Source organism: Streptomyces asoensis (assembly GCF_013085465.1).
GTDB lineage: Bacteria > Actinomycetota > Actinomycetes > Streptomycetales > Streptomycetaceae > Streptomyces > Streptomyces cacaoi_A.
On sequence record NZ_CP049838.1, the window covers coordinates 8,438,057 to 8,461,344 of the forward strand.

Consider the following 23,288-nt stretch of genomic DNA (forward strand, 5'->3'; position numbering starts at 1 on the left):
CGCACATGCGCGCCGACAACGAGACCACCGAGAGCACGAGCACCGAGAACATCGAGCACGCCGAGGACATCGACGTCCTGGTCCTGGGCGGGGCGGGCGTGGACACGATCGTGTACGTACCGGAGCTGCCGCTCCCGTACGCCGACAGCTACATGATCGACAGCGGGATCCACGCCCGCGCCGGACAGACCGGCGACTTCGTCGCCCTGGGCCTCGCCGCCCTCGGTCTGCGCACCCACCACCTCGACCTCCTGGGCGACGACCCCGAGGGAGACCTGGTCCGCGCCCTGCACCGGGACAAGGACATCGCCCTCACCGCGATCCCGCAGCCCGCCGGGACCAAGCGGGCGGTCAACCTGGTCGGCCCGGACGGGCGGCGGCTGTCGCTGTACGACAACAGCCGCGGGCGCCCGGACGACCGCTTCCCCGAGGACATCCTGCGGCGCCTCGCCGCAGCGAGCCGCCACGCCCACGTGTCCATCACGCACCCCTGTGCCGAGGCCCTGCCCGTACTGCGCGAGGCGGGCGTCGGCATCTCCACGGACCTGCACAACTGGGACGGGGAGAACCCCTACCACGAGGCCTTCGCCTACGAGGCGGACGTCGTCTTCGTCTCCGTGACCGCCCTGACCGACCCGGAGACGACCATGCGCCGTATCGCCGAGCGGGGCCGCGCGGAGGTGGTCGTCGCCACGGCCGGCGCCAAGGGCGCGTATCTGCTCACCGACGGCGAGCTGACCCATGTCCCGGCCGCCGTCCCGCCCGGCCCGGTGGTCGACTCCAACGGCGCGGGGGACGCCTTCGCGTCCGCCTTCCTCTTCGGCCGACTCGGCGGCGAGCCGCCGCACCGGTGCGCCGAGTACGGCGCGCTGGCCGGGGCGTACGCCTGCACGGTGCCGGCCACGGAGAGCGCCGCGATGTCGCGCGACGCACTCCTGGCCCGGGCGGCGACGACCCCGCGGTAGCCCGGGCCGGGCCCGGGGGTGGTCACCTCTGCTTGCGCCTCGCAGCGCCGAGTCCGATCATCCCGACGAGGGCGACGACCGCGCCCAACAGGGTCAGCAGCGGCACCCGGCCGATCAGACCGACGGCCAGAACCACCGCTCCGATCAGCGGCAGCACTCTCCACAGCCCCAAGCCCTCACTGCTGTTCCGCGTACCCGCCATGGCCCTCTCCCCACTCTCCTCACGATGCCTGCACGGCTTGCTACCCAGAGCCGCCTCGGGTCAGACAGGAGTTCGGAACGCGGAGTGGGGAGGTCGGGGTATCGGGCTCAGTGCTCGTGCGCGTCGTTCGTCGCCGCGATCTTCTTCCAGGACTTCGGCTGCGCGGGAGCGGCCGACACCTTCGCGATCGACGCCGTCCGCGCCGCGGGCGCGGTCGGCTTCGCCGGCTGGAACAGCCAGGTGTCGAACAGGGCGCCCAACTGCCTGCCGGAGATCTGCTCGGCGTACTTCTGGAAGTCGACGACGCTCGCGTTGCCGTACGCGTGCTTGTGCGGCCAGCCCTTCAGGACGGCGAAGAAGGCGTCGTCGCCGATCTCGTTGCGCAGCGCCTGGACCGCCAGGGCGCCCCGGTCGTAGACGGCGATGTCGAACTGGTTCGCCGCGCCCGGGTCGCCGGGCTTCACCGTCCAGAACGCGTCGTCGGCCGGATGCGAGGCGTACACGTAGTCCGCGAGTTCCTGAGCCGTGCCCTCGTCCTCGTGCTCGGACCACAGCCACTGCGCGTACCGGGCGAAGCCCTCGTTCAGCCAGATGTCCTTCCACCCCGCCACGGACACGTAGTCGCCGTACCACTGGTGCGCCAACTCGTGCACCACCACGGAGACGTTGGAGCCGCTCGCGAACTGCCGGGGGCTGTAGAAGGGCCGGGTCTGCGTCTCCAGCGCGTATCCGGTGTTCGTGTTCGGCACGTACCCGCCGAGCGCGTCGAAGGGATACGGCCCGAAGTACCCGCTGAGCCAGTCGGCGATCTCCCCGGTCCGCTCGATGCTCGCCCGCGCCGCGCCGGCGTTGTCGCCCAGATCCTTGCTGTAGGCGTTCACGACCGGAATTCCGCTCTCGGTCGTCCCGGTGGTGATGTCGAACTTCCCGACGGCGAGGGTGGCCAGATAGGTGGCCTGCGGCTTGTTGGAACGCCAGTTGTAGCGGGTCCAGCCCAGTCGTGAACTCGTCGACTGGAGCGTTCCGTTGGAGATGGCCTGCGAGCCGTCGGGCACCAGCACCGACACGTCGTAGGTGGCCTTGTCGAGCGGGTGGTCGTTGCTGGGGAACCACCACCAGGCCGCCTCGGGCTCGTTGGCGCCGACCCCGCCGTCCGCGGTGCGGTGCCAACTGGTGAAGCCGTACGCCTGTTTCGAGGACGGGATCCCGCTGTACCGCACCACGACCGTGACCGTCGTGCCCTTCGCCAGCGGCGTCTTCGGCGTGATCTCCAGCTCGTGCTCGCCCGAGGTCGTGAACGCCGCCACGGCGCCGTTGACCCGGACCTCGCTCACGTCGAGCAGGAAGTCCAGATCGAAGCGGGACAGGTCCTGCGTGGTCTTCGCCAGGATCGTCGCCGTCCCCTCCAACTCGTCCGTGGCCGGCTGGTACTTCAGCCGCAGGTCGTAGTGGGAGACGTCGTATCCGCCGTTGCCGTACGCCGGGTAGTAGGGGTCGCCGATGCCCGGGGCGCCGGGGGAGGTGCTCGCGGCCGATGCCGGGATCGCCAGCAACACGGACGCGGCAGCGAGTGCGCCCGGCGCGATGATTCTGCGGTGCACGAAAGCTCCAAGTCGTAGAGTCACGCGGTCTGTTCGGAGCCTATTGACTCCCTGTGTCCCAGGGCCTGCCCACCGCCACCCCTGTCACACGATCGCCATTCGGCCGTCACGGGAAGCCCCTCCGCAGGGGCGTGTTCCGGCCACAGCGGACCCACAGCCGCCCTCTTCTGCACGGGAGTTGACCCGGGTACCGTCCCGCGCATGTCGACACGCATGCGCTTCACGATCTGGAGACCGCTCGCAACCGCCGCCATCACCCTCCTGGTGGCCGCCTTCCTCACCCCGACCGCGGCCCACAGCGCCCCGCGCGAGAGCCGGCCCGTGTACTCCTACGAGAACGCCATCCGCGAGGCCGTCTGGGTGGACACCGGACTCGACGGCGACAGCGACGGGAGGACGGACCGCGTCGCCGTCGACATCGTCCGGCCCCGCGAACTCGCCGCACAGGGCCGCAAGGTGCCCGTCATCATGGACGCCAGCCCCTACTACTCCTGCTGCGGACGCGGCAACGAGAGCCAGCGCAAGACGTACGACGCCGCGGGGAACGTCGTCCAGATGCCGCTCTTCTACGACAACTACTTCGTGCCGCGCGGCTACGCCTTCGTCGGCGTCGACCTGGCCGGCACCAACCGCTCCGACGGCTGCGTCGACGTCGGGGGGCGCTCCGACATCCAGTCCGCCAAGGCCGTCGTCGACTGGCTGAACGGCCGCGCCAGGGCGTACACCACCCGCACCGGCACCACGACCGCCAAGGCGGGCTGGACCAACGGCAGAACCGGCATGATCGGCAAGAGCTGGGACGGCACCATAGCCAACGGCGTGGCCGCCACCGGCGTGAAGGGCCTGAAGACCATCGTCCCGATCGCCGCCATCTCCTCCTGGTACGACTACTACTTCGCCCAGGGCGCTCCCCTCTACGACTCCGGACCCGACTGGCTCTCCGACTACGTCGACAGCCCCGAAGCCCGCGCCAAGTGCGCCGCCGTCCAGCGGGAACTCGTCGACGGGGCCCCGCGCACCGGCGACCTGACGTCGCTGTGGTCCGAGCGCGACTACGTCGAGGACGCGCGCAAGGTGAAGGCGAGCGTGTTCCTCATCCACGGCCTCCAGGACCTCAACGTCCGCACCAAGCACCTCGGCCAGTGGTGGGACGCCCTCGCGAAGCACGGGGTCGAGCGCAAGATCTGGCTCTCCCAGACCGGCCACGTCGACCCCTTCGACTTCCGCCGCGCCGCCTGGGTGGACACCCTGCACCGCTGGTTCGACCACGAACTCCTCGGCTACGACAACGGCGTCGACCGCGAACCCATGGCCGACATCGAACGCCACCCCGACCAGTGGGTCACCTCCACCGTCTGGCCGCCGCACGGCACCCGGACCGCCACCCTGCGCCCCGCCACGGGCGACCGGCCCGGCGTCGGCACCCTCGGCCTGCGCAAGGGCACGGGCACCGCCGCCTTCACCGACGACCCGCGGCTGAGCGAGACCGAGTGGGCCGCGCAGATCGACACCCCGACCCCCGACAAGGCCGGATTCGTCACCGGGCCCCTCACCCGTGACCTGCGTCTGTCCGGCTCCTCCCAGGTCACCGTCACCGCCACGCCCACCACCGCGACGGCCCACCTGAGCGCCGTCCTCGTCGACCTCGGCCCCGACACCATCCGCGACTACGCGGCGAGCGGCGAGGGCATCAGCACGCTGACCGACCGCACCTGCTGGGGCGCGAGCAGCACGGGCGACAGCGCCTGCTTCAGGGAGACCGGCGCCAGGACCGCCGACGTCGGTCAGACGGTCGTCAGCCGCGGCTGGGCCGACCTCGGCACCTACGCCGACCCCGGCAAGGGCGTCCCGCTCACCCCGGGCCGGGCGTACACCCTCACCCTCGACCTGGCGGCCACCGACCATGTCGTCCCGGCCGGTCACCGGCTCGCCCTGATCGTCGCGGGCACCGACCGGGACCTCATCGACCCGCCCGCCGACACCCCCACCCTCACCCTGGACCTGTCCCGCACCTCGGCCCGGGTCCCGTTCGTCGGAGGCGCCGACGCCTTCGCCCGCGCCACGTCCGGATCGGCGGCGGCCGCCACCCCCGACGCGCGGTCCCCGGACGGCGTACGGACACCGCACCACACGTACCGGATCCCGTAATCCCGCAGGCGGGGTCAGGAGGCGGCCGGGAGCACCAGCCCGGCCGCCTCCTCCGCACAGCCCCACGCCACCGTGACGCCCGCCCCGCCGTGCCCGTAGTGGTGCACCACCGTCCGCCCGTCCGGCAGCTCCGCCCGCTCCAGGCGTACCGTGCCCCGGACCGGCCGCAGCCCGACCCGGTGCTCCAGGATCCGCGCCCCGGCGACCTCCGGCCGCAGGGCCGCGCAGCGCCGCACGATCGCCTCGGCCACCTTCGGATCCGGCTCCAGCGACCACACGTCGTCCTGCGCCGTACCGCCCAGCACCAGCCGCCCGGCGTGCGGGAACAGATAGGCCGTCTCGCCGTCCGGGCCGGTGGAGACGAGCCAGGTGTCGATGCCGGGGTTCTCCACGACGACGAGCTGCCCCCGTACGGGACGCACCGACGGGTCCGCCGCCAGCCGCCCGGCGTCCAGCCCCGTGCAGTTCACCACCACCGGCGCCTCGGCCTCCGCCAGGTCGGTCACCGTGCGCTCCTCGACCGTGCCGCCCGCCCGCAGCAGCCGCCGCCGGAGCCAGGGCAGATAGGCCGACATGTCGATCAGTGGCAGCCGGGCCCGGACGCCGGTGCCCGCGCCGTACTCGTGCGCCGTCGTCCGGCGCAGCCCGACCAGCCGGCCCGCCGCCCAGCCCTCGACCTCGTCCAGGTCCGTCTCGCCCAGGATCCCGTCGACCAGGCGCACACCGGTCTCCCCGGGCCGCTCGGCGAGCTCCTCGTAGATCTCCAGCGAGCGCAGCGCCCACGCCCGCGCCGACACCATCGGCTCGATGTGGTACGGCCACCACAGCGCGCCGGCCACGGCCGAGGTCGTCCGCTCGACCGGATCGCGCGTCCAGACCCGGACCCGCAGGCCGCGCTCGGCGAGCACGACGGCCGTCGCCAGCCCGATGACCCCGCCGCCGACCACGATCACATCGCCGCTCAACCGAGTGTCCACGCCCGGACGTTAACCGACCGCACGGCCGAACAGCGAGATCGCGGGGAATCCGGCGCGACCGCACCCCCGGACGACCACTAGGATCTACGACCTGATGACTGCCACCCTCGTCGCCAAGAACCTCGCCGCCGGCCACGGCGACCGCTCCCTCTTCTCCGGGCTCGACCTCGTCGTCGCCCCCGGGGACGTGATCGGGCTGGTCGGTGCCAACGGCGCCGGCAAGTCCACCCTGCTGAAGCTGCTCGCCGGGCTCACCGCGCCCGAGCAGGGCGAGCTCAGGCTCTCCCCGCCGACCGCGAGCGTCGGCCATCTGCCCCAGGAACCGGAACGCCGCCCCGGCGAGAGCGTGCGCGAGTTCCTCGCCCGCCGCACCGGCGTCGCCGAGGCACAGCGCACCATGGACGAGGCCACCCAGGCCCTGGTCGACGGGGCACCCGGCGCCGACGACGCCTATGCGACGAGCCTCGAGCGCTGGCTCGACCTCGGCGGCGCCGACCTCGACGAGCGCGCCGAGGAGGTCACCGACTCGCTCGGTCTCGGAGTAGGCCTCGACCAGCCGATGACCTCCCTGTCCGGCGGTCAGGCCGCCCGCGCGGGCCTAGCCTCCCTCCTGCTCTCGCGCTACGACGTCTTCCTGCTCGACGAGCCGACCAACGACCTCGACCTCGACGGCCTGGAGCGTCTGGAACGCTTCGTGAAGGGTCTGCGCGCCGGGACCGTCGTCGTCAGCCACGACCGCGAGTTCCTCACCCGCACGGTCACCAAGGTCCTCGAACTCGACCTCGCCCAGCAGCAGATCAACCTCTACGGCGGCGGCTACGACGCCTACCTGGAGGAGCGGGACGTGGCCCGCCGGCACGCCCGCGAGGACTTCGAGGAGTACGCCGACAAGAAGGCGGCCCTCCAGGACCGCGCGCAGACCCAGCGCTCCTGGATGGACAAGGGCGTGAAGAACGCGCGCCGCAAGGCGAGCAACGACAACGACAAGATCGGCCGCAAGTTCCGCAGCGAGGCCAGCGAGAAGCAGGCCGCGAAGGCCCGGCAGACCCAGCGCATGATCGAGCGCCTCGAGACCGTCGAGGAGCCGCGCAAGGAGTGGGAGCTGCGCATGGAGATCGCGTCCGCGCCGCGGTCCGGCGCGGTGGTCGCGACCCTGCGCGAGGCCGAGGTACGGCGCGGTGACTTCACCTTCGGGCCGGTGTCCCTTCAGATCGACTGGGCCGACCGGGTCGCGGTCACCGGCGCGAACGGCGCGGGCAAGTCGACCTTCCTCGGCGCGCTCCTCGGCCGGGTCCCGCTGGACGCCGGACAGGCCACCCTGGGCTCGGGCGTCCTGGTCGGCGAGGTCGACCAGGCACGGCAGCTGTTCCACGGCTCCGAGTCCCTGCTGGACGCGTTCCGCGCGGCCGTACCCGACACCGAACCGGCCGAGGTGCGCACCCTGCTGGCCAAGTTCGGCCTGAAGTCGGACCACGTCACGCGTTCGGCGGCCACCCTGTCACCCGGCGAACGCACCCGCGCGGCCCTCGCGCTGCTCCAGGGGCGGGGCGTCAACCTTCTCGTCCTCGACGAGCCGACGAACCACCTCGACCTCCCGGCCATCGAGCAGCTGGAGTCGGCCCTCGACGCCTACGAGGGCACACTGCTCCTGGTCACCCACGACCGGCGCATGCTGGACGCGGTCCATGTCACGCGCCGCCTGGAGATCGCGGACGGCAAGGTGACCGAGCGCTAGGGCACCCGAGGCCGGTCCCCGTTTCACGGGGACTGCCGGGGCCCGGCGGGCCGGGCCCCGGTGTTGCTCGGCGGTGTCAGCGCCTGCCCTTCTTGGGGTCGACAAGGCCCGCTCGGCGCAGTGCGTCGGCCATCGCGCTGTTGCCCGGAGCGGGAGCCTGGCGCGAACCGCCGCCACCGCCACCGCCACCGCCGGCACCTCCGCCGCGCTGGCCGCCCTGCTGGCGCTGCTGCGGCGGGCGCCCGCCGCCCCGCTGCGGTCGGCTCCCGCCGGAGGACTGGCCCTGACCGCCCTGCGGGGCCGCCTCGTCGTCCAGCCGCAGCGTCAGCGAGATCCGCTTGCGCGGGATGTCGATGTCGAGGACCTTCACCTTGACGATGTCACCGGGCTTGACGACGTCCCTGGGGTCCTTGACGAACGTCTTCGACAGCGCGGACACGTGCGCCAGGCCGTCCTGGTGGACACCGACGTCGATGAACGCCCCGAAGGCCGCCACGTTCGTCACGACCCCCTCCAGGACCATCCCGGAGGACAGGTCGGAGATCTTCTCCACGCCCTCCTTGAAGGTGGCCGTCTTGAAGGCGGGCCGCGGGTCGCGCCCGGGCTTCTCGAGCTCCTTGAGGATGTCCGTGACGGTCGGCAGACCGAACGTCTCGTCCACGAAGTCCGTCGGCCGCAGCGAGCGCAGGACACCCGTGTTGCCGATGAGGGACGCCACCTGCTGGCCGGAGGTCTTCACCATGCGCCGCACCACCGGGTACGCCTCCGGGTGCACGCTGGAGGAGTCCAGCGGGTCGCTGCCGCCGCGGATGCGCAGGAAGCCCGCGCACTGCTCGTACGCCTTCGGGCCGAGCCGGGCCACCTTCTTCAGCTCGGAACGGGAGGTGAAGGGCCCGTTGGAGTCCCGGTGCGCCACGATGTTCTCGGCGAGTCCGGTGGAGATGCCGGACACCCGCGAGAGGAGCCGCGCCGAGGCCGTGTTGACGTCCACGCCCACGCCGTTCACACAGTCCTCCACCACCGCGTCCAGCGAACGCGACAGCTTCACCTCGGACAGGTCGTGCTGGTACTGGCCGACACCGATCGACTTCGGGTCGATCTTCACCAGCTCGGCGAGCGGATCCTGGAGCCGGCGCGCGATCGACACGGCGCCGCGCAGCGACACGTCCATGTCGGGGAGCTCCTGGGAGGCGAAGGCGGAGGCCGAGTACACGGAGGCACCCGCCTCGGACACCATCACCTTGGTGAGATTCAGTTCCGGGTGCTTGGTGATGAGTTCACCGGCGAGCTTGTCGGTCTCGCGGGAGGCCGTGCCGTTGCCGATGGCGACCAGGTCGACCGTGTGCTCCTTCGCCAGCCGCGCGAGCTTGGCGATCGCCTCGTCCCACTTGTTCGCCGGGACGTGCGGGTAGATCACGTCCGTGGCGACGACCTTGCCGGTCGCGTCCACGACGGCGACCTTCACGCCCGTACGGAAGCCGGGGTCCAGGCCCAGCGTCGCGCGCGTGCCGGCCGGGGCGGCGAGCAGCAGGTCGCGGAGGTTGGCGGCGAAGACGTCGACGGCCTCGTCCTCGGCGGCCGTCCGCAGCCGCAGCCGCAGGTCGATGCCGAGGTGGACGAGGATGCGGGTGCGCCAGGCCCAGCGGACGGTGTCCGTCAGCCACTTGTCGCCCGGCCTGCCGCGGTCGGCGATGTCGAACCGGCGCGCCACGATCCCCTCGTACGACGAGGGACCGGGCTGCTCGGAGGGCTCCTCCGGCTCCAGGACGAGGTCGAGGACCTCCTCCTTCTCGCCGCGCAGCATCGCCAGGACGCGGTGCGAGGGCAGTGCGGTGAACGGCTCGGCGAAGTCGAAGTAGTCGGCGAACTTCGCGCCCGCCTCCTCCTTGCCGTCGCGCACCTTGGCGGCGAGCCGGCCGCGGCCCCACATGCGCTCGCGCAGTTCGCCGATCAGGTCGGCGTCCTCCGAGAACCGCTCGGTGAGGATCGCCCGCGCGCCGTCCAGCGCGGCCTGCGGATCGGCGACGCCCTTGTCGGCGTCGACGAACGCGGCGGCCGCCGCGAGCGGATCGACCGTCGGGTCGCCGAGCAGCCCCTCGGCGAGCGGTTCGAGGCCCGCCTCGCGCGCGATCTGCGCCTTGGTGCGCCGCTTGGGCTTGTACGGCAGGTAGATGTCCTCCAGCCGCGCCTTGGTCTCGGCGCCGAGGATCTGCGCCCGGAGCGCGTCGGTGAGCTTGCCCTGCTCGCCCACCGACTCCAGGATCGCCGTCCGCCGCTCCTCCAGCTCCCGCAGGTAGCGCAGCCGCTCCTCGATCGTGCGCAGCTGCGCGTCGTCGAGCATCTCGGTCGCTTCCTTGCGGTAGCGGGCGATGAAAGGCACCGTCGAGCCGCCGTCGAGCAGCTCCACGGCGGCCTTCACCTGCCGCTGCCGTACGCCGAGTTCCTCGGCGATCCTGCCTTCGATGGACCCTACTTCGATGGACCCGGGTGTCGTCACGATCCCGTACCGCCTTCTCCACTGAGGTTGCGCGGCAATTGTGGCAGGTGACACCGACACCCGGGGATCAGGGCGCGACCATCAGGCCCTGCGGCTCCTGCTGGAGCCCGAGGCCCCGCCGAAGAGCCGGGCCAGCGCCCGGAAAGGCAGTGTCACCACAGTGGCGATGGCGCCACCGATCTGCCGCAGTACGTCTGCGATCGCACGGAACACGAGCTTCCCCTTTCGTCGTCCGGCCGCTCCGGCCGAGGAAGACCGAGTACCTCGAGATCGTCGGGCCATGCCCACGAGCCATGGCAGGAAAGGTGGGGAACCCGTCATTGCCGCCCTGGGCCCGCCCGCGAAGAATCGTCCCCATGGCGCAGCGAACCGTTCCCACCGTTCTCATCGTGCTCTTCGACGGAGTCCAGAGTCTCGACGTGACCGGCCCCCTGGAGGTCTTCGCGGGCGCCGAGCGGCACACCCCGGGCACCTACCGGATCCGCACGGCCTCCCTGGACGGCACTCCCGTGCGCACCTCCAGCGGGCTGACCCTCGTACCGGACGGGGCCCTCACGCGCGCGTGCGACCCGCACACGCTGCTCGTCCCCGGCGGCCGGGGCACCCGCCGCCCGGACACCACGCCGCTGACGGACTGGCTGCGCGTCCACGCCCCGCGCGCGGAGCGCCTCGTCTCGGTCTGCACCGGCGCGACCCTGCTCGCCGCCGCGGGTCTGCTGGACGGCCGCCGGGCGACGACCCACTGGGCGTACTGCGACAGGCTCGCCGGCGACCACCCGGCCGTGCGGGTCGACCCGGACCCGATCTACGTCCGGGACGGGCACGTCTACACCTCGGCCGGCGTCACCTCCGGCATCGACCTGGCCCTCGCCCTGGTCGAGGAGGACCTCGGCCGCGACGCGGCGCTGACCATCGCCCGTCACCTGGTCGTCTTTCTGCGCCGGCCCGGGAACCAGGCCCAGTTCAGCGCACAGCTGGCCGCCCAGACGGCCGAGCGCGCGCCCTTGCGGGAGGTCCAGCAGTGGATCACCGAGCATCCCGCCGCCGATCTGAGCGTCGAGTCGCTCGCCGCCCGCGCCCTGCTCTCCCCGCGCCACTTCGCCCGCGCCTTCCGCGACGAGACGGGCATGACGCCCGGCCGCTATGTCGACCGGGTCCGCCTGGAGCACGCCCGCCGTCTGCTGGAGGACACGGCGGACGGCGTCGAGGAGATCTCCCGCGCCAGCGGCTACGGCACCCCCGAGGCCATGCGGCGCGCCTTCGTCAAGGCGCTCGGGACGCCCCCGGGGGAGTACCGCCGCCGGTTCCGCCCCGCGCCCGTCCACTGAAGCCCCATGAGCCCAACGAGAGGAACCCATGCAGATCGCCGTCGTCGTCTACGACCGCTTCACCGCCCTCGACGTCGTGGGCCCGTACGAGATGCTCTCCCGCGCCCCGGGCGCGGAGACCGTCTTCGTGGCCGAGGAGAGAGGGCCCGTCCGCACGGAGACCGGCTTCCTGGCCGTCACCGCCGACCGGGCGCTGTCCGAGGTCCCCGCCCCCGACGTCGTGATCGTCTCCGGGGGGCCCGGCCAGAGCGCGCTGATGGACCACGAGCCCCTGCTCGACTGGCTCCGGACCGCCGACGCCACCAGCACCTGGACGACATCCGTGTGCTCCGGCTCCCTGCTGCTCGCCGCCGCGGGTCTCCTCGAAGGCCGCCGGGCCACCTCCCACTGGCTGGCCCTCCGGCAGCTCGAGGCGTTCGGTGTCGAACCGACCGGCGAACGCGTCGTCTTCGACGGCAAGTACGTCACCGCGGCCGGTGTCTCGTCCGGCATCGACATGGGACTCGCCCTGCTCGGCCGGATCGCGGGCGACGACCATGCCCGGGCCGTCCAGCTGGGCACGGAGTACGACCCGCAGCCGCCCTACGACGCGGGCGCCCCGCACAAGGCACCCGCCCACCTCGTGGAGAAGCTGCGGGCCCGCAGCCGCTTCATCCTGACGTAGTCCAGGTGAAGCGCGGCTCCCTGCGCTCCAGGAACGCGGCGACGCCCTCCGCGGTGTCGCCGCTGCCGCGCGCCTGCGCGCTCCAGTGGGCGTCCCGGTCCCCGCGGCCGTTCGCGAACTCCTTCGCGGCGGCCTGCGTCAGCTGTGAGCGGGACACCAGCACGCGGGTGAACTCCGCGACGCGCTGCTCGAGTCCGTCGACGGGCAGCACCTCGTCGACCAGACCCGTGCGCAGCGCCCGCTCGGTGTCGATCAACTCGCCCGAGAACAGCAGGTACTTGGCGGTGGCCGGGCCCACCAGGGACACCAGGCGCCGGGTGGCGGTGGACGCGTAGACGATCCCGAGCTTCGCCGGTGTCACCCCGAACTGCGCGCCCTCCTCGGCGAACCGCAGGTCGCACGCCACGGCGAGCTGGGCGCCACCGCCGACGCAGTGCCCCCGGACCGCGGCCAGGGTCGGCTTCGGGAACGCCGCCAGGGCCTCCTCGGCACGCACCGCCAGCTCCTGCGCCTCCTGCGACGACCCCTGGAGCGTGGAGATGTCGGCCCCTGCGCAGAAGGTGCCGCCCGCGCCGGTCAGCACCAGCGCCCGCACCGCCGGGTCGGCGGCCAGCGTGTCGAGCAACGGGGGCAGCGCCGCCCACATCGCGGCCGTCATGGCGTTGCGCTTCGCCGGGTGGTGCAGGACGACGGTGGCGACCGCGTCGGTGACGCCGTGCAGCAGATCGGGCTCCATGCTCCGGATGCTAACCACCAGCTCGTCCGCATGATCGAAGAGGTCGATGTGACAGGTACGACACCGGCGGCAAAGGGAGTCGGAGACAACGAAAGACGATCAAAGGCGGCCAAAGGGGAGGAGCGGCGCCGTCGAACCCGTACAACCCGAAGAGTGCGCGAAGGCGGCGCGGATACGACAGGAACGGTCCTGCGGTCGACTTCGGCATCCGCGGCCGGTCGGAAACGTTCGATAACTGCTGACTTCTGTTCAGTCATCTGGAGGAGAGTGCCTCGGTACCAACACTTCACGTGTGGTGACAATCGAGCGCGAGGGTGGCGACCGGACGATGGACGATCAAGGGCGCGGGCCCGACCCACGCCCAGAGGGCGCCCCGGGCGAACCCTCCGAGCCCTCTGCACCCTCTGTGGAAGCCGTGCCCCGGCCGCTGCCCTACGAAGGCGTCTGGCGATTCACCGCTCCCGCCGTGGACGCCTCGGTCCCGCAGGCGCGACACGCCGTGCGGGACCTGCTGTACCGCCAGGGGGTGCCGGTCTCCGACGACCTGGCGCAGGGACTCCTGCTGATCGTCTCCGAGCTGGTGACCAACGCCGTCCGGCACGCGGCGGTGCTGTCGCCGGTGCTCGCCGTGGAGGTGGCGGTCGGGGCCGAGTGGGTGCGGGTGTCGGTGGAGGACAACCACCCCTACCGCCCGACCGCCCTGGAGGCCGACCACGGCCGCACGGGCGGCCGGGGGCTGCTGCTGGTGCGGGAGATCACCCGGGAGGCGGGCGGGGTCTGCGACGTCGAGCACACAGCGGGCGGCGGCAAGGTGATCTGGGCGGCCCTGCCGCTCAAGCCCGTGCGGGTGCCCTGAGGGTCACCAGCCGGCCGACGGCCCCGTCAGCTCTCTGACCGCCGGGCGCGCCGCGTCCAGCACGGTCATGAACCACGCGGAGAACGTGTCCCTGGCGTGCCGCTCCGCCAGCTCGGCGGGCGTCACGAAGGCCGTGTTCCCGACCTCCTCCGCGTCCGGCCGCAGCGGGGACTGCACCAGCCCGACGAACAGGTGGTTGTACTCCTGCTCCACCAGGCCCGACTCCGGATCCGGGTGGTTGTAGCGGACCGTGCCCGCCTCGGCGAGCAGCGACGGGGAGACGCCGAGCTCCTCGAAGGTACGCCGCGCGGCCGCCGCGAACGGCGCCTCACCGGGGTAGGGGTGACCGCAGCAGGTGTTGGACCACACACCGGGGGAGTGGTACTTGCCGAGCGCCCGCTGCTGGAGCAGCAGCCGGCCCCGCTCGTCGAAGAGGAACACGGAGAAGGCGCGGTGCAGCTGCCCCGGCGGCTGATGGGCGGCCAGCTTCTCCGCGGTGCCGATCGTGACGCCGTTCTCGTCGACCAGCTCCAGCAAGATCGCGTCCGCGGTGCCGTTCGACGACGTGTGTGTCGCGGTGGCAGGTGTGATCGGCATACCCATCCTTAGCATCGGTCCTCGCGTCCCCAGTCTGCCGTACGCGTCCGGCGCTCCCGGCACTTCACGCGAAAGCGCGCATGTCCCGCGCGGCAAGGGGCCCGGTAGGTGATCTTGCCCGGCGGCGGGAACGGGGAACCTTCCTGAACGTCTGTGCGGATCACGCGGCGCGGAGGGCCGGTGCACGCTCAGTGACAGAGCCGCGCCTCGTGCTCGGCGTGCCCGCTCGGCTCCAGCTGGAAGGTGCAGTGCTCCACGTCGAAGTGGTGGCCCAGGCAGCCCTGGAGCTCGTGCAGCATCTTCTCGTGGCCGATCGCGTTCAGTACGTCCGAGCGCACCACCACGTGCGCCGACAGCACCGGCATCCCGGAGGTGATGGTCCACGCGTGCAGATCGTGGACGTCCTCCACCCCGTCCAGGGCGAGTATGTGGGACCGCACCTCCGCCATGTCGACGTCCTTGGGGGCCGACTCCAGCAGCACGTCGAGCGTCTCGCGCAGCAGCTTCACGGTGCGCGGCACGATCATCAGGCCGATGACGAGCGAGGCGACCGGGTCGGCGGCCTGCCAGCCGGTGGTCAGGATCACCACCGCCGAGATCAGCACCGCCACCGATCCCAGCGCGTCCGCCGCCACCTCCAGGAACGCCCCGCGCACGTTCAGGCTCTCCGACTGGCCGCGCATCAGCAGCGACATCGAGATCATGTTCGCGACCAGACCGAACGCGCCGAACCAGATCATCAGCCCGCCCTCGGTGGCGGCGGGAGTGAAGAACCGCTGGACCGCCTCGTACAGGACGTAGCCGCCCACCCCGAGCAGCAGCAGACAGTTGGCGAGGGCGGCCAGGATCTCGGCGCGGGCCAGCCCGAAGGTGCGGGTCTCGCTGGGCGGCCGGTTGGCGAAGTGGATGGCGAGCAGCGCCATACCCAGGCCCAGCGCGTCCGTCGCCATGTGTGCGGCGTCCGCGATCAGCGCGAGGGAGTCGGCGAGCATCCCGCCGACGATCTCGACGACCATGACGGCGAGCGTGATCGACAGCGCGACGCGCAGTCTGCCCCGGTAGGCCGCCGCGGCCGTACCGGTGGTCGGCACGTGCGTGTGCGTATGGCCGTGGTCGTGCCCAGCCCCCATGGAAGCAGCCCTTCTGTGGTCCGTCGTGGGCCGTCGCGTTCTGCCCCGCGATCACAGTGAACTACGGGTGGGGGGTATCCGGCAACGCGGCACTGAACACCGTTGTCATGTGCCCTGACCTGCGGAAACGAATCGCAGGTCAGGGCACCCCCACCTGCTGATCGGGAGTGGTGCCGCGTCGGCCCGACGCGCTCCCCGGCCCCGGTCATGGCCCGTGTCGCATGTGTCCTGTGCGCCTGTGTATCCGGTGTATCCGCTCTGTCCCGCTCCGCCGGTGATGGGCCACGTCATGCCGGAAGGACCCCTGCCGACCGGTACGGACACCCCGGCGCGGTGGACAATGTCCTGGATGTCGGCTCTGGGGGGCGCGGTTTGTCGCCCGGGCCGCCGATCACCGATGATGATCTCGGCAAAGGCCGGTTCAAGCCGCGCTCAAGCCGTGCTGCCGGACCGCGTCGATCGTGCCTGAACGGGCGGTGAACACGGCGTTCCCGGCATCCGATAGCCTCTGCCGACATGCCGCCCGCCTGGTGCAGCCACTGGTGAAGTCGCCGGTGCAGCCAAGGGGCGCCTCCATCGTGTACATGACCGGCGTCAACGCGCCGGACCCAGGGAGTGAGTTCGGTTGTCGACCGCCATCCTCACCGGCTCGCCGGTCCCCGGATCGTCGATCGAGGGCGATCTGCGGTCCCTCGGCTTCGACGTCCGGACCGCCTCCGACGCCGGTGACGCCGAGGCCCTCCTCGCCGCCGTCCCCGGTGACCAGCGCGTCGCCGTCGTGGACGCCCGCTTCGTGGGTCACGAGCACGCGCTGCGCCTCGGCCTCACCGACCCCCGCTTCCCGCTCGGCGCGATCCCGGGCGCGGTGACAGCGCAGCCGGCCGGCCGCCAGGCCCTGACCCGCGCGATGGCCCGGGAGAACTCGGCGAGCGGCGGCGCCGCTCACGGGGGCGCGCCCGCGCGAGCGAAGTCGAGCGTGGGGGACGTCGACAGCGTCGCCGACCGGGTCGCCGCCGCCCTCGACGCCGACGGCGTCGACGTGCACCGCCCCGAACTGGGCAGCCTGGTCGCGGAGGTCCCCGCCGACCCGCAGGCCCGCAACGAGGCACGGCAGGCCGTCGCCGCCGTCGACGACGAGGCCGTCCGCCTGAAGTCGGCCGTGAAGGCCCGCGACGGCTTCTTCACCACGTACTGCATCAGCCCGTACTCGCGCTACGTCGCCCGCTGGTGCGCCCGCCGCGGCCTCTCCCCCAACCAGGTCACCACCGCCTCGCTGATCACCGCACTGATCGCGGCGGCCTGCGCGGCCACCGGCACCCGGGGCGGGTTCGTCGCGGCCGGCGTCCTGCTGATCGCGTCCTTCGTCCTGGACTGCACCGACGGCCAGCTCGCCCGCTACTCCTTGCAGTACTCCACGCTCGGCGCCTGGCTCGACGCCACCTTCGACCGAGCCAAGGAGTACGCCTACTACGCGGGCCTCGCGCTCGGCGCGGCCCGGGGCGGCGACGACGTGTGGGCCCTCGCGCTGGGCGCGATGGTCCTCCAGACCTGTCGGCACGTCGTGGACTTCTCCTTCAACGAGGCCAACCACGACGCCACCGCCAACACCAGCCCCACCGCCGCCCTCTCCGACAAGCTCGACAGCGTCGGCTGGACGGTCTGGGTGCGGCGGATGATAGTCCTGCCCATCGGCGAACGATGGGCCATGATCGCCGTTCTCACCGCTGCCACCACCCCGCGCATCACCTTCTACGCGCTGCTCGTCGGCTGCGCGTTCGCGGCGACCTACACCACGGCGGGCCGGGTCCTGCGCTCGCTGACCCGCAGGGCCAGGCGGACGGACCGGGCGGCGCAGGCACTGGCGGACCTCGCGGACAGCGGCCCGCTCACCGAACTGCTGGCCCGCACGCTCCCCGCCGGCATCCGCATTCCGGCGCCGCTCAGTGCGGTCGTCGGCGTCCTCCTGCTGGTCCTCGCGGCCGCGCTCGACGGGCCGGGCTTCGCGCTCCTCGTGGCCGCGGTCCTGTACGTCCTGCTCTCCGCCGACGCCGTCGTCCGCCCCCTCAAGGGGGCCCTCGACTGGCTGGTCCCGCCGCTCTTCCGGGCCGGCGAGTACTGCACGGTCCTCGTCCTCGCGGCCCGGGCCGATGTGAACGGGGCGCTTCCCGCGGCTTTCGGGCTCGTCGCCGCCGTCGCCTACCATCACTACGACACGGTGTACCGCATCCGCGGCAACGCCGGAGCGCCGCCGGCCTGGCTGGTGCGCGCCATCGGGGGGCAGGACGGGCGCACGCTGCTCGTCGCCGTGCTGGCCGTACTGCTCACCACCTCGCAGTTCACGGTCGCGCTCACGGTCCTCGCCGTGGTCGTCGCCGTCGTGGTGCTCTTCGAGAGCATCCGCTTCTGGGTCGCCGCCCACCGGGCAGGCGCCCCGTCCGTACACGATGAAGGAGAACCCGCATGATCGGCCTCGTGCTGGCGGCCGGCGCCGGACGGCGTCTGCGCCCCTACACCGACAGCCTGCCCAAGGCGCTGGTGCCGGTGGGGCCCGCGGGCATAGAGGGCGAGCCCACGGTGCTGGACCTGACGCTCGGCAACTTCGCCGAGATCGGTCTGACCGAGGTCGCGGTCATCGTCGGCTACCGCAAGGAGGCCGTGTACGAGCGCAGGGCGGCGCTGGAGGCGAAGTACGGCCTCAAGCTCACCCTCATCGACAACGACAAGGCCGAGGAGTGGAACAACGCCTACTCCCTGTGGTGCGGTCGTGACGCCCTCAAGGACGGGGTGATCCTCGCCAACGGCGACACCGTCCACCCCGTCTCCGTCGAGAAGACGCTGCTCGCGGCCCGTGGCGAGGGCAAGAAGATCATCCTCGCCCTCGACACCGTGAAGTCCCTCGCGGACGAGGAGATGAAGGTCGTCGTCGACCCCGAGAAGGGCATGACGAAGATCACCAAGCTGATGGATCCGGCCGAGGCCACCGGCGAGTACATCGGCGTCACCCTCATCGAGGGCGACGCGGCCCCCGAGCTGGCCGACGCGCTCAAGACCGTGTGGGAGACCGACCCGCAGCAGTTCTACGAGCACGGGTACCAGGAACTGGTGAACCGGGGCTTCCGTATCGACGTGGCGCCGATCGGCGACGTCAAGTGGGTCGAGATCGACAACCATGACGATCTCGCCCGTGGACGGGAGATCGCGTGCCAGTACTGACCCGGCTGATCCCCTCACCGGTCGTCGTGGACATCCGCCCGGGTGCCCTCGACGACCTGGTCGGGGTCCTCGCCGACGAGCGCATCTCGCACTCGGGCAAGCTCGCGATCGCCGTCAGCGGCGGCTCGGGCGCCCGGCTGCGCGAGCGCCTCACCCCGGCCCTGCCCGGCGCCACCTGGTACGAGGTCGGCGGCGGCACCCTCGACGACGCCGTGCGGCTGGCGAGCGACATAAGAGCCGGCCACTACGACGCGGTCGTGGGCCTCGGCGGCGGCAAGATCATCGACTGTGCCAAGTTCGCCGCGGCACGCGTCGGACTGTCCCTGGTCGCCGTCCCGACGAACCTCGCCCACGACGGCCTGTGCTCCCCGGTCGCCACCCTCGACAACGACGCCGGTCGCGGTTCCTACGGGGTCCCGACCCCGATCGCCGTCGTGATCGACCTGGACGTCATCCGCGAGGCCCCGGTCCGCTATGTACGGGCCGGAATCGGTGACGCCGTCTCCAACATCTCCGCCATCGCGGACTGGGAGCTCGCCAACCGGATCAAGGGCGAGAAGATCGACGGCCTCGCCGCCGCGATCGCCCGGCAGGCCGGCGAGGCGGTGCTGCGCCACCCGGGCGGCATCGGGGACACCGACTTCCTCCAGGTGCTGGCCGAGGCGCTGGTGCTCAGCGGCATCGCGATGTCGGTGTCGGGCGACTCCCGCCCGTCCTCCGGCGCGTGCCACGAGATCAACCACGCCTTCGACCTGCTCTTCCCCAAGCGGGCGGCCGCCCACGGCGAGCAGTGCGGACTCGGCGCGACCTTCGCGATGTACCTGCGCGGAGCCCACGAGGAGTCGGCCTACATGGCCCAGGTGCTGCGTCGGCACGGACTGCCGGTCCTGCCGCAGGAGATCGGCTTCACGGTGGACGAGTTCGTCCGTGCCGTGGAGTTCGCTCCCGAGACCCGGCCGGGCCGCTACACGATCCTCGAACACCTCGACCTCAAGACCGAACAGATCAAGGACATCTACGCCGACTATGTCAAGGCCATCGGTAGCTGAACTCAGACCGGTCGTCCACCCTCCGGGGGTGAAGGACCGGCGCAGCGGTGAGCACTGGATGGGGCGCCTCTACATGCGTGAGGTGTCCCTGCGGGTCGACCGCTACCTGGTCAACACCAGGGTCACGCCCAACCAGCTCACGTACCTGATGACCGTCTTCGGCGTGCTCGCGGCCCCGGCCCTGCTGGTGCCGGGGATCACGGGCGCCGTGCTCGGCGTGGTGTGCGTCCAGATGTATCTGCTGCTGGACTGCGTCGACGGCGAGATCGCCCGCTGGAAGAAGCAGTACTCGCTCGGCGGGGTCTATCTGGACCGGGTCGGGGCGTACCTCACCGACGCCGCCGTCCTGGTGGGCTTCGGCCTGCGCGCCGCCGACCCGTGGGGCACCGGACGCATCGACTGGCTCTGGGCCTTCCTGGGCACGCTGGCCGCACTCGGCGCGATCCTGATCAAGGCCGAGACCGACCTCGTCGGCGTCGCCCGGCACCAGGGCGGTCTGCCGCCGGTCAAGGAGTCGGCGTCCGAGCCGCGCTCCTCCGGGATGGCGCTGGCCCGCCGGGCCGCCTCGGCGCTCCAGTTCCACCGGCTGATCCTCGGCATCGAGGCGTCGCTGCTGATCCTGGTCCTGGCGGTCGTCGACCAGGTACGCGACGACCTGTTCTTCACCCGGCTCGGCGTGGCCGTGCTGGCCGGCATCGCGCTGCTCCAGACCCTGCTGCACCTGGTGTCCATCCTCGCGTCGAGCAGGCTGAAGTGAGCGCGCCCGGGAAGGTCGGCGCGGTCGTCATCACCATGGGCAACCGCCCCGACGAGCTGAGAGCACTGCTGGACTCGATCGCCAAGCAGGACGGCGACCGGGTCGAGGTGGTCGTGGTCGGCAACGGCTCGCCCGTCCCGGACGTCCCCGAGGGCGTCAGGACGATCGAGCTGCCCGAGAACCTCGGTATCCCCGGCGGCCGCAACGTCGGCATCGAGGCCTTCGGCCCCAGCGGCCGGGACGTCGACGTCCTGCTGTTCCTGGACGACGACGGCCTCCTGGCCCACCACGACACGGCCGAGCTGTGCCGCCGGGCCTTCGACGCCGATCCGAAGCTGGGCATCGTCAGCTTCCGGATCGCCGACCCGGAGACCGGTGTCACCCAGCGCCGCCACGTACCCCGGCTGCGGGCCTCCGACCCGATGCGCTCCTCCCGGGTCACCACGTTCCTCGGGGGCGCCAACGCCGTGCGCACGAAGGTCTTCGCGGAGGTGGGCGGACTCCCGGACGAGTTCTTCTACGCCCACGAGGAGACCGACCTGGCATGGCGGGCCCTCGACGCGGGCTGGATGATCGACTACCGGTCCGACATGGTGCTGTACCACCCGACGACCGCGCCCTCGCGGCACGCGGTGTACCACCGCATGGTCGCCCGCAACCGTGTCTGGCTGGCCCGTCGCAACCTTCCCGCCCCGCTGGTCCCGGTCTACCTCGGGGTCTGGCTGCTGCTCACACTGGCGCGGCGCCCCTCGGGGTCCGCGCTGAAGGCGTGGTTCGGCGGTTTCCGGGAAGGCTGGAGCACTCCGTGCGGACCTCGTAAACCCATGAAGTGGCGTACGGTGTGGCGGCTGACCCGACTGGGCCGGCCCCCGGTGATCTGACAAGCTCGTTTCTGAGGGCACCCCGGGCCGTACCGCGGGCCCCCCGGCTCATGCCGGCCTCGTCAAGGCTGCGCATCCCGAAGACGAAAGTTCCTACTTGTGAGTGAGACAACGCATGACGTCGGAGTCGTGGTGACTGCGCCTCCGTCGCCCGACGAGGGCCTCACGGCGGCGCAGCTGGCCGCCAAGTACGGGCTGGCCGTGAGTGGCGCCCGGCCTGCGCTGCGGGAGTACGTCCGGCAGCTCTGGGGGCGCCGGCACTTCATCATGGCGTTCTCCCGGGCGAAACTGGCGTCCCAGTACAGCCAGGCCAAGCTCGGCCAGCTGTGGCAGGTGGCCACGCCGCTGCTGAACGCGGCCGTGTACTTCATGATCTTCGGCCTGCTCCTCAACGCCGGCCGTGGCATGTCGAAGGAGGTGTACATCCCCTTCCTCGTGACGGGCGTCTTCGTGTTCATGTTCACGCAGAGCTCGGTGATGACCGGTGTCCGGGCGATCTCGGGCAACCTCGGCCTGGTCCGCGCCCTGCACTTCCCGCGTGCCTCGCTGCCGATCTCGTTCGCCCTCCAGCAACTCCAGCAACTGCTGTACTCGATGCTGGTGCTGTTCGTGGTGGTGATCGGTTTCGGCAGCTACCCGGATGCCTCCTGGGCGCTGATCGTCCCGATCCTCGTCCTTCAGTTCTGCTTCAACTCCGGTCTGGCGCTGATCTTCGCCCGGGCCGGCGCGAAGACCCCGGACCTGGCGCAGCTGATGCCGTTCGTGATGCGGACGTGGATGTACGCGTCCGGCGTGATGTTCTCCATCCCCGTCTTCCTCGCGGACAAGCCGCAGTGGGTGGCCAACGTCCTCCAGTGGAACCCGGCCGCCATCTACATGGACCTGATGCGCTTCGCGCTCATCGAGGAGTACGGCGCCGAGAACCTTCCCGCGCACGTCTGGGCGGTCGCGGGCGGCTGGGCCGTTCTCTTCGCCATCGGCGGCTTCGTGTACTTCTGGCAGGCGGAGGAGAGGTACGGCCGTGGTTGAGCCGCTCCCGGGGCAAGGGGTCCCGACCGTCATCGCCGACGACGTCCACATCGTCTACCGGGTCAACGGCGCCAAGAGCGGCAGGGGCAGCGCCACCGCCGCGCTCAGCCGCATCGTCAAGCGCGGTTCCGACGAGTCGGCTCGCGGTGTGCGCAAGGTGCACGCGGTGCGCGGTGTCTCCTTCGTCGCCCACCGCGGCGAGGCCATCGGTCTGATCGGCTCCAACGGCTCGGGCAAGTCCACGCTGCTGCGTGCCATCGCCGGTCTGCTGCCGCCGGAGAGCGGCAAGGTCTACACCGACGGCCAGCCCTCGCTGCTCGGCGTCAACGCGGCCCTGATGAACGACCTCACGGGCGAGCGCAACGTCACCCTCGGCGGGCTCGCCATGGGCATGTCCCGGGAGCAGATCAAGCAGCGCTTCCAGGAGATCGTCGACTTCTCCGGCATCAACGAGAAGGGCGACTTCATCACCCTGCCGATGCGCACCTACTCCTCCGGCATGCAGGCCCGGCTGCGCTTCTCCATCGCCGCCGCCAAGGACCACGACGTCCTGATGATCGACGAGGCCCTGGCCACCGGCGACGCGAAGTTCCGGGGGCGCTCCGAGGAACGCATCCGGGAGCTGCGCGAGCACGCCGGCACGGTGTTCCTGGTGAGCCACAGCAACAAGTCGATCAGGGACACCTGCGACCGCGTGCTGTGGCTGGAACGCGGCGAACTACGGCTGGACGGCCCGACCGATGAGGTTCTCAGGGAGTACGAGAAGTTCTCGGGCAAGTAGTGCGATTCGGCCAGGGCCCCGCCGGAACTGTCCGGCGGGGCCCTGCGTCTGCAAAGGAAACGTCAACTCCGGGTCAGCCTAGGAATCTTGACGCCAATCGGTGTGTTGTTGTGATGTCCCGGACACCCCCGCGAACCGTGCT

The 23,288-nt window shown here is 71.5% G+C and carries 21 protein-coding genes; 13 read left to right on the plus strand and 8 right to left on the minus strand.

Going from position 1 to position 23,288, the window contains the following annotated elements:
• Positions 1–5 precede the first annotated feature (5 nt).
• Positions 6–965: an adenosine kinase gene (locus G9272_RS37655; protein WP_171400691.1), complete on the plus strand. Its 960-nt coding sequence runs from the start codon at positions 6–8 to the stop codon at positions 963–965.
• Between the two features lie 22 nt (positions 966–987).
• Here the strand turns inward: G9272_RS37655 and G9272_RS37660 are convergent, their stop codons facing one another.
• Positions 988–1,167 (minus strand): hypothetical protein, encoded by a 180-nt coding sequence (locus G9272_RS37660; protein ID WP_171400692.1) that lies wholly within the window; start codon positions 1,165–1,167, stop codon positions 988–990.
• A gap of 107 nt (positions 1,168–1,274) precedes the next feature.
• Positions 1,275–2,768 carry a M1 family metallopeptidase gene (locus tag G9272_RS37665; RefSeq protein WP_171400693.1) on the minus strand — a complete coding sequence of 498 codons (1,494 nt, stop codon included), beginning with the start codon at positions 2,766–2,768 and terminating at the stop codon, positions 1,275–1,277.
• 201 nt (positions 2,769–2,969) lie between these two features.
• On the opposite strand from G9272_RS37665, the gene G9272_RS37670 reads away from it, so the two are divergent.
• Positions 2,970–4,916 carry a Xaa-Pro dipeptidyl-peptidase gene (locus tag G9272_RS37670; protein ID WP_171400694.1) on the plus strand — a complete coding sequence of 649 codons (1,947 nt, stop codon included), beginning with the start codon at positions 2,970–2,972 and terminating at the stop codon, positions 4,914–4,916.
• Positions 4,917–4,930: 14 nt separating this feature from the next.
• On the opposite strand, the gene G9272_RS37675 is transcribed toward G9272_RS37670, so the two are convergent.
• A complete protein-coding gene (locus tag G9272_RS37675) occupies positions 4,931–5,893 on the minus strand; it encodes an NAD(P)/FAD-dependent oxidoreductase (protein ID WP_171400695.1) in 963 nt (320 codons plus the stop codon).
• 94 nt (positions 5,894–5,987) lie between these two features.
• Between G9272_RS37675 and abc-f the strand changes: the two genes are divergently transcribed.
• Complete coding sequence (gene abc-f / locus G9272_RS37680; protein ID WP_171400696.1) at positions 5,988–7,628, plus strand: ribosomal protection-like ABC-F family protein; 1,641 nt, start codon at positions 5,988–5,990, stop codon at positions 7,626–7,628.
• A gap of 76 nt (positions 7,629–7,704) precedes the next feature.
• Here the strand turns inward: abc-f and G9272_RS37685 are convergent, their stop codons facing one another.
• Both G9272_RS37685 and G9272_RS45580 read right to left on the minus strand, forming a co-directional pair.
• Positions 7,705–10,125 (minus strand): Tex family protein, encoded by a 2,421-nt coding sequence (locus G9272_RS37685; protein ID WP_171400697.1) that lies wholly within the window; start codon positions 10,123–10,125, stop codon positions 7,705–7,707.
• A gap of 81 nt (positions 10,126–10,206) precedes the next feature.
• On the minus strand, positions 10,207–10,338 hold the full coding sequence (locus tag G9272_RS45580) for an LPFR motif small protein (protein ID WP_253268063.1): 132 nt from the start codon (positions 10,336–10,338) through the stop codon (positions 10,207–10,209).
• A 143-nt stretch (positions 10,339–10,481) separates the two neighbouring features.
• Here G9272_RS45580 and G9272_RS37690 point away from each other — a divergent pair, with 143 nt between their 5' ends.
• Positions 10,482–11,453, plus strand: a complete 972-nt coding sequence (locus tag G9272_RS37690; RefSeq protein WP_171400698.1) for a GlxA family transcriptional regulator — start codon at positions 10,482–10,484, stop codon at positions 11,451–11,453.
• A 28-nt stretch (positions 11,454–11,481) separates the two neighbouring features.
• Entirely contained in the window at positions 11,482–12,117 is a 636-nt protein-coding gene (locus G9272_RS37695) for a DJ-1/PfpI family protein (protein WP_171400699.1), read from the plus strand.
• Here the strand turns inward: G9272_RS37695 and G9272_RS37700 are convergent.
• A complete protein-coding gene (locus G9272_RS37700) occupies positions 12,104–12,853 on the minus strand; it encodes an enoyl-CoA hydratase/isomerase family protein (RefSeq protein WP_171400700.1) in 750 nt (249 codons plus the stop codon). The genes G9272_RS37695 and G9272_RS37700 overlap by 14 nt on opposite strands.
• Positions 12,854–13,181: 328 nt before the next feature.
• Here G9272_RS37700 and G9272_RS37705 point away from each other — a divergent pair, with 328 nt between their 5' ends.
• Positions 13,182–13,709: an ATP-binding protein gene (locus G9272_RS37705; protein ID WP_171402345.1), complete on the plus strand. Its 528-nt coding sequence runs from the start codon at positions 13,182–13,184 to the stop codon at positions 13,707–13,709.
• Positions 13,710–13,712: 3 nt separating this feature from the next.
• On the opposite strand, the gene idi is transcribed toward G9272_RS37705, so the two are convergent.
• Together idi and G9272_RS37715 are read right to left on the minus strand one after the other, a co-directional pair.
• Positions 13,713–14,306 (minus strand): isopentenyl-diphosphate Delta-isomerase, encoded by a 594-nt coding sequence (idi, locus tag G9272_RS37710; protein WP_171400701.1) that lies wholly within the window; start codon positions 14,304–14,306, stop codon positions 13,713–13,715.
• A 188-nt stretch (positions 14,307–14,494) separates the two neighbouring features.
• Positions 14,495–15,436, minus strand: a complete 942-nt coding sequence (locus G9272_RS37715) for a cation diffusion facilitator family transporter (RefSeq protein ID WP_171400702.1) — start codon at positions 15,434–15,436, stop codon at positions 14,495–14,497.
• 625 nt (positions 15,437–16,061) lie between these two features.
• Here G9272_RS37715 and G9272_RS37720 point away from each other — a divergent pair.
• The 7 genes from G9272_RS37720 (at position 16,062) to G9272_RS37750 (ending at position 23,146) form a co-directional block, all read left to right on the plus strand.
• On the plus strand, positions 16,062–17,900 hold the full coding sequence (locus G9272_RS37720; RefSeq protein ID WP_171400703.1) for a DUF5941 domain-containing protein: 1,839 nt from the start codon (positions 16,062–16,064) through the stop codon (positions 17,898–17,900).
• Positions 17,897–18,649 (plus strand): sugar phosphate nucleotidyltransferase, encoded by a 753-nt coding sequence (locus tag G9272_RS37725; RefSeq protein ID WP_171400704.1) that lies wholly within the window; start codon positions 17,897–17,899, stop codon positions 18,647–18,649. The genes G9272_RS37720 and G9272_RS37725 overlap by 4 nt, the downstream gene beginning before the upstream one ends.
• Positions 18,637–19,698 carry an iron-containing alcohol dehydrogenase family protein gene (locus G9272_RS37730; RefSeq protein ID WP_171400705.1) on the plus strand — a complete coding sequence of 354 codons (1,062 nt, stop codon included), beginning with the start codon at positions 18,637–18,639 and terminating at the stop codon, positions 19,696–19,698. The genes G9272_RS37725 and G9272_RS37730 overlap by 13 nt, the downstream gene beginning before the upstream one ends.
• Positions 19,676–20,455: a CDP-alcohol phosphatidyltransferase family protein gene (locus G9272_RS37735; protein ID WP_171400706.1), complete on the plus strand. Its 780-nt coding sequence runs from the start codon at positions 19,676–19,678 to the stop codon at positions 20,453–20,455. Before G9272_RS37730 ends, G9272_RS37735 begins: the two co-directional genes overlap by 23 nt.
• Positions 20,452–21,336 (plus strand): glycosyltransferase family 2 protein, encoded by an 885-nt coding sequence (locus G9272_RS37740; protein ID WP_301272158.1) that lies wholly within the window; start codon positions 20,452–20,454, stop codon positions 21,334–21,336. Before G9272_RS37735 ends, G9272_RS37740 begins: the two co-directional genes overlap by 4 nt.
• Positions 21,337–21,435: 99 nt before the next feature.
• Positions 21,436–22,365 (plus strand): ABC transporter permease, encoded by a 930-nt coding sequence (locus tag G9272_RS37745; RefSeq protein WP_171400707.1) that lies wholly within the window; start codon positions 21,436–21,438, stop codon positions 22,363–22,365.
• Positions 22,358–23,146, plus strand: a complete 789-nt coding sequence (locus tag G9272_RS37750) for an ABC transporter ATP-binding protein (RefSeq protein ID WP_171400708.1) — start codon at positions 22,358–22,360, stop codon at positions 23,144–23,146. Before G9272_RS37745 ends, G9272_RS37750 begins: the two co-directional genes overlap by 8 nt.
• Positions 23,147–23,288: the final 142 nt, after the last annotated feature.

Excerpts from the sequence above, each read along its gene's own strand:
- G9272_RS37655 (WP_171400691.1), top strand. The coding sequence starts at position 6 with ATGCGCGCCGACAACGAGACCACCGAGAGCACGAGCACCGAGAACATC.
- G9272_RS37660 (WP_171400692.1), bottom strand. The coding sequence starts at position 1,167 with ATGGCGGGTACGCGGAACAGCAGTGAGGGCTTGGGGCTGTGGAGAGTG.
- G9272_RS37670 (WP_171400694.1), top strand. The coding sequence starts at position 2,970 with ATGTCGACACGCATGCGCTTCACGATCTGGAGACCGCTCGCAACCGCC.
- abc-f (WP_171400696.1), top strand. The coding sequence starts at position 5,988 with ATGACTGCCACCCTCGTCGCCAAGAACCTCGCCGCCGGCCACGGCGAC.
- G9272_RS37690 (WP_171400698.1), top strand. The coding sequence starts at position 10,482 with ATGGCGCAGCGAACCGTTCCCACCGTTCTCATCGTGCTCTTCGACGGA.
- G9272_RS37695 (WP_171400699.1), top strand. The coding sequence starts at position 11,482 with ATGCAGATCGCCGTCGTCGTCTACGACCGCTTCACCGCCCTCGACGTC.
- G9272_RS37700 (WP_171400700.1), bottom strand. The coding sequence starts at position 12,853 with ATGGAGCCCGATCTGCTGCACGGCGTCACCGACGCGGTCGCCACCGTC.
- G9272_RS37705 (WP_171402345.1), top strand. The coding sequence starts at position 13,182 with ATGGACGATCAAGGGCGCGGGCCCGACCCACGCCCAGAGGGCGCCCCG.
- idi (WP_171400701.1), bottom strand. The coding sequence starts at position 14,306 with ATGCCGATCACACCTGCCACCGCGACACACACGTCGTCGAACGGCACC.
- G9272_RS37715 (WP_171400702.1), bottom strand. The coding sequence starts at position 15,436 with ATGGGGGCTGGGCACGACCACGGCCATACGCACACGCACGTGCCGACC.
- G9272_RS37725 (WP_171400704.1), top strand. The coding sequence starts at position 17,897 with ATGATCGGCCTCGTGCTGGCGGCCGGCGCCGGACGGCGTCTGCGCCCC.
- G9272_RS37735 (WP_171400706.1), top strand. The coding sequence starts at position 19,676 with ATGTCAAGGCCATCGGTAGCTGAACTCAGACCGGTCGTCCACCCTCCG.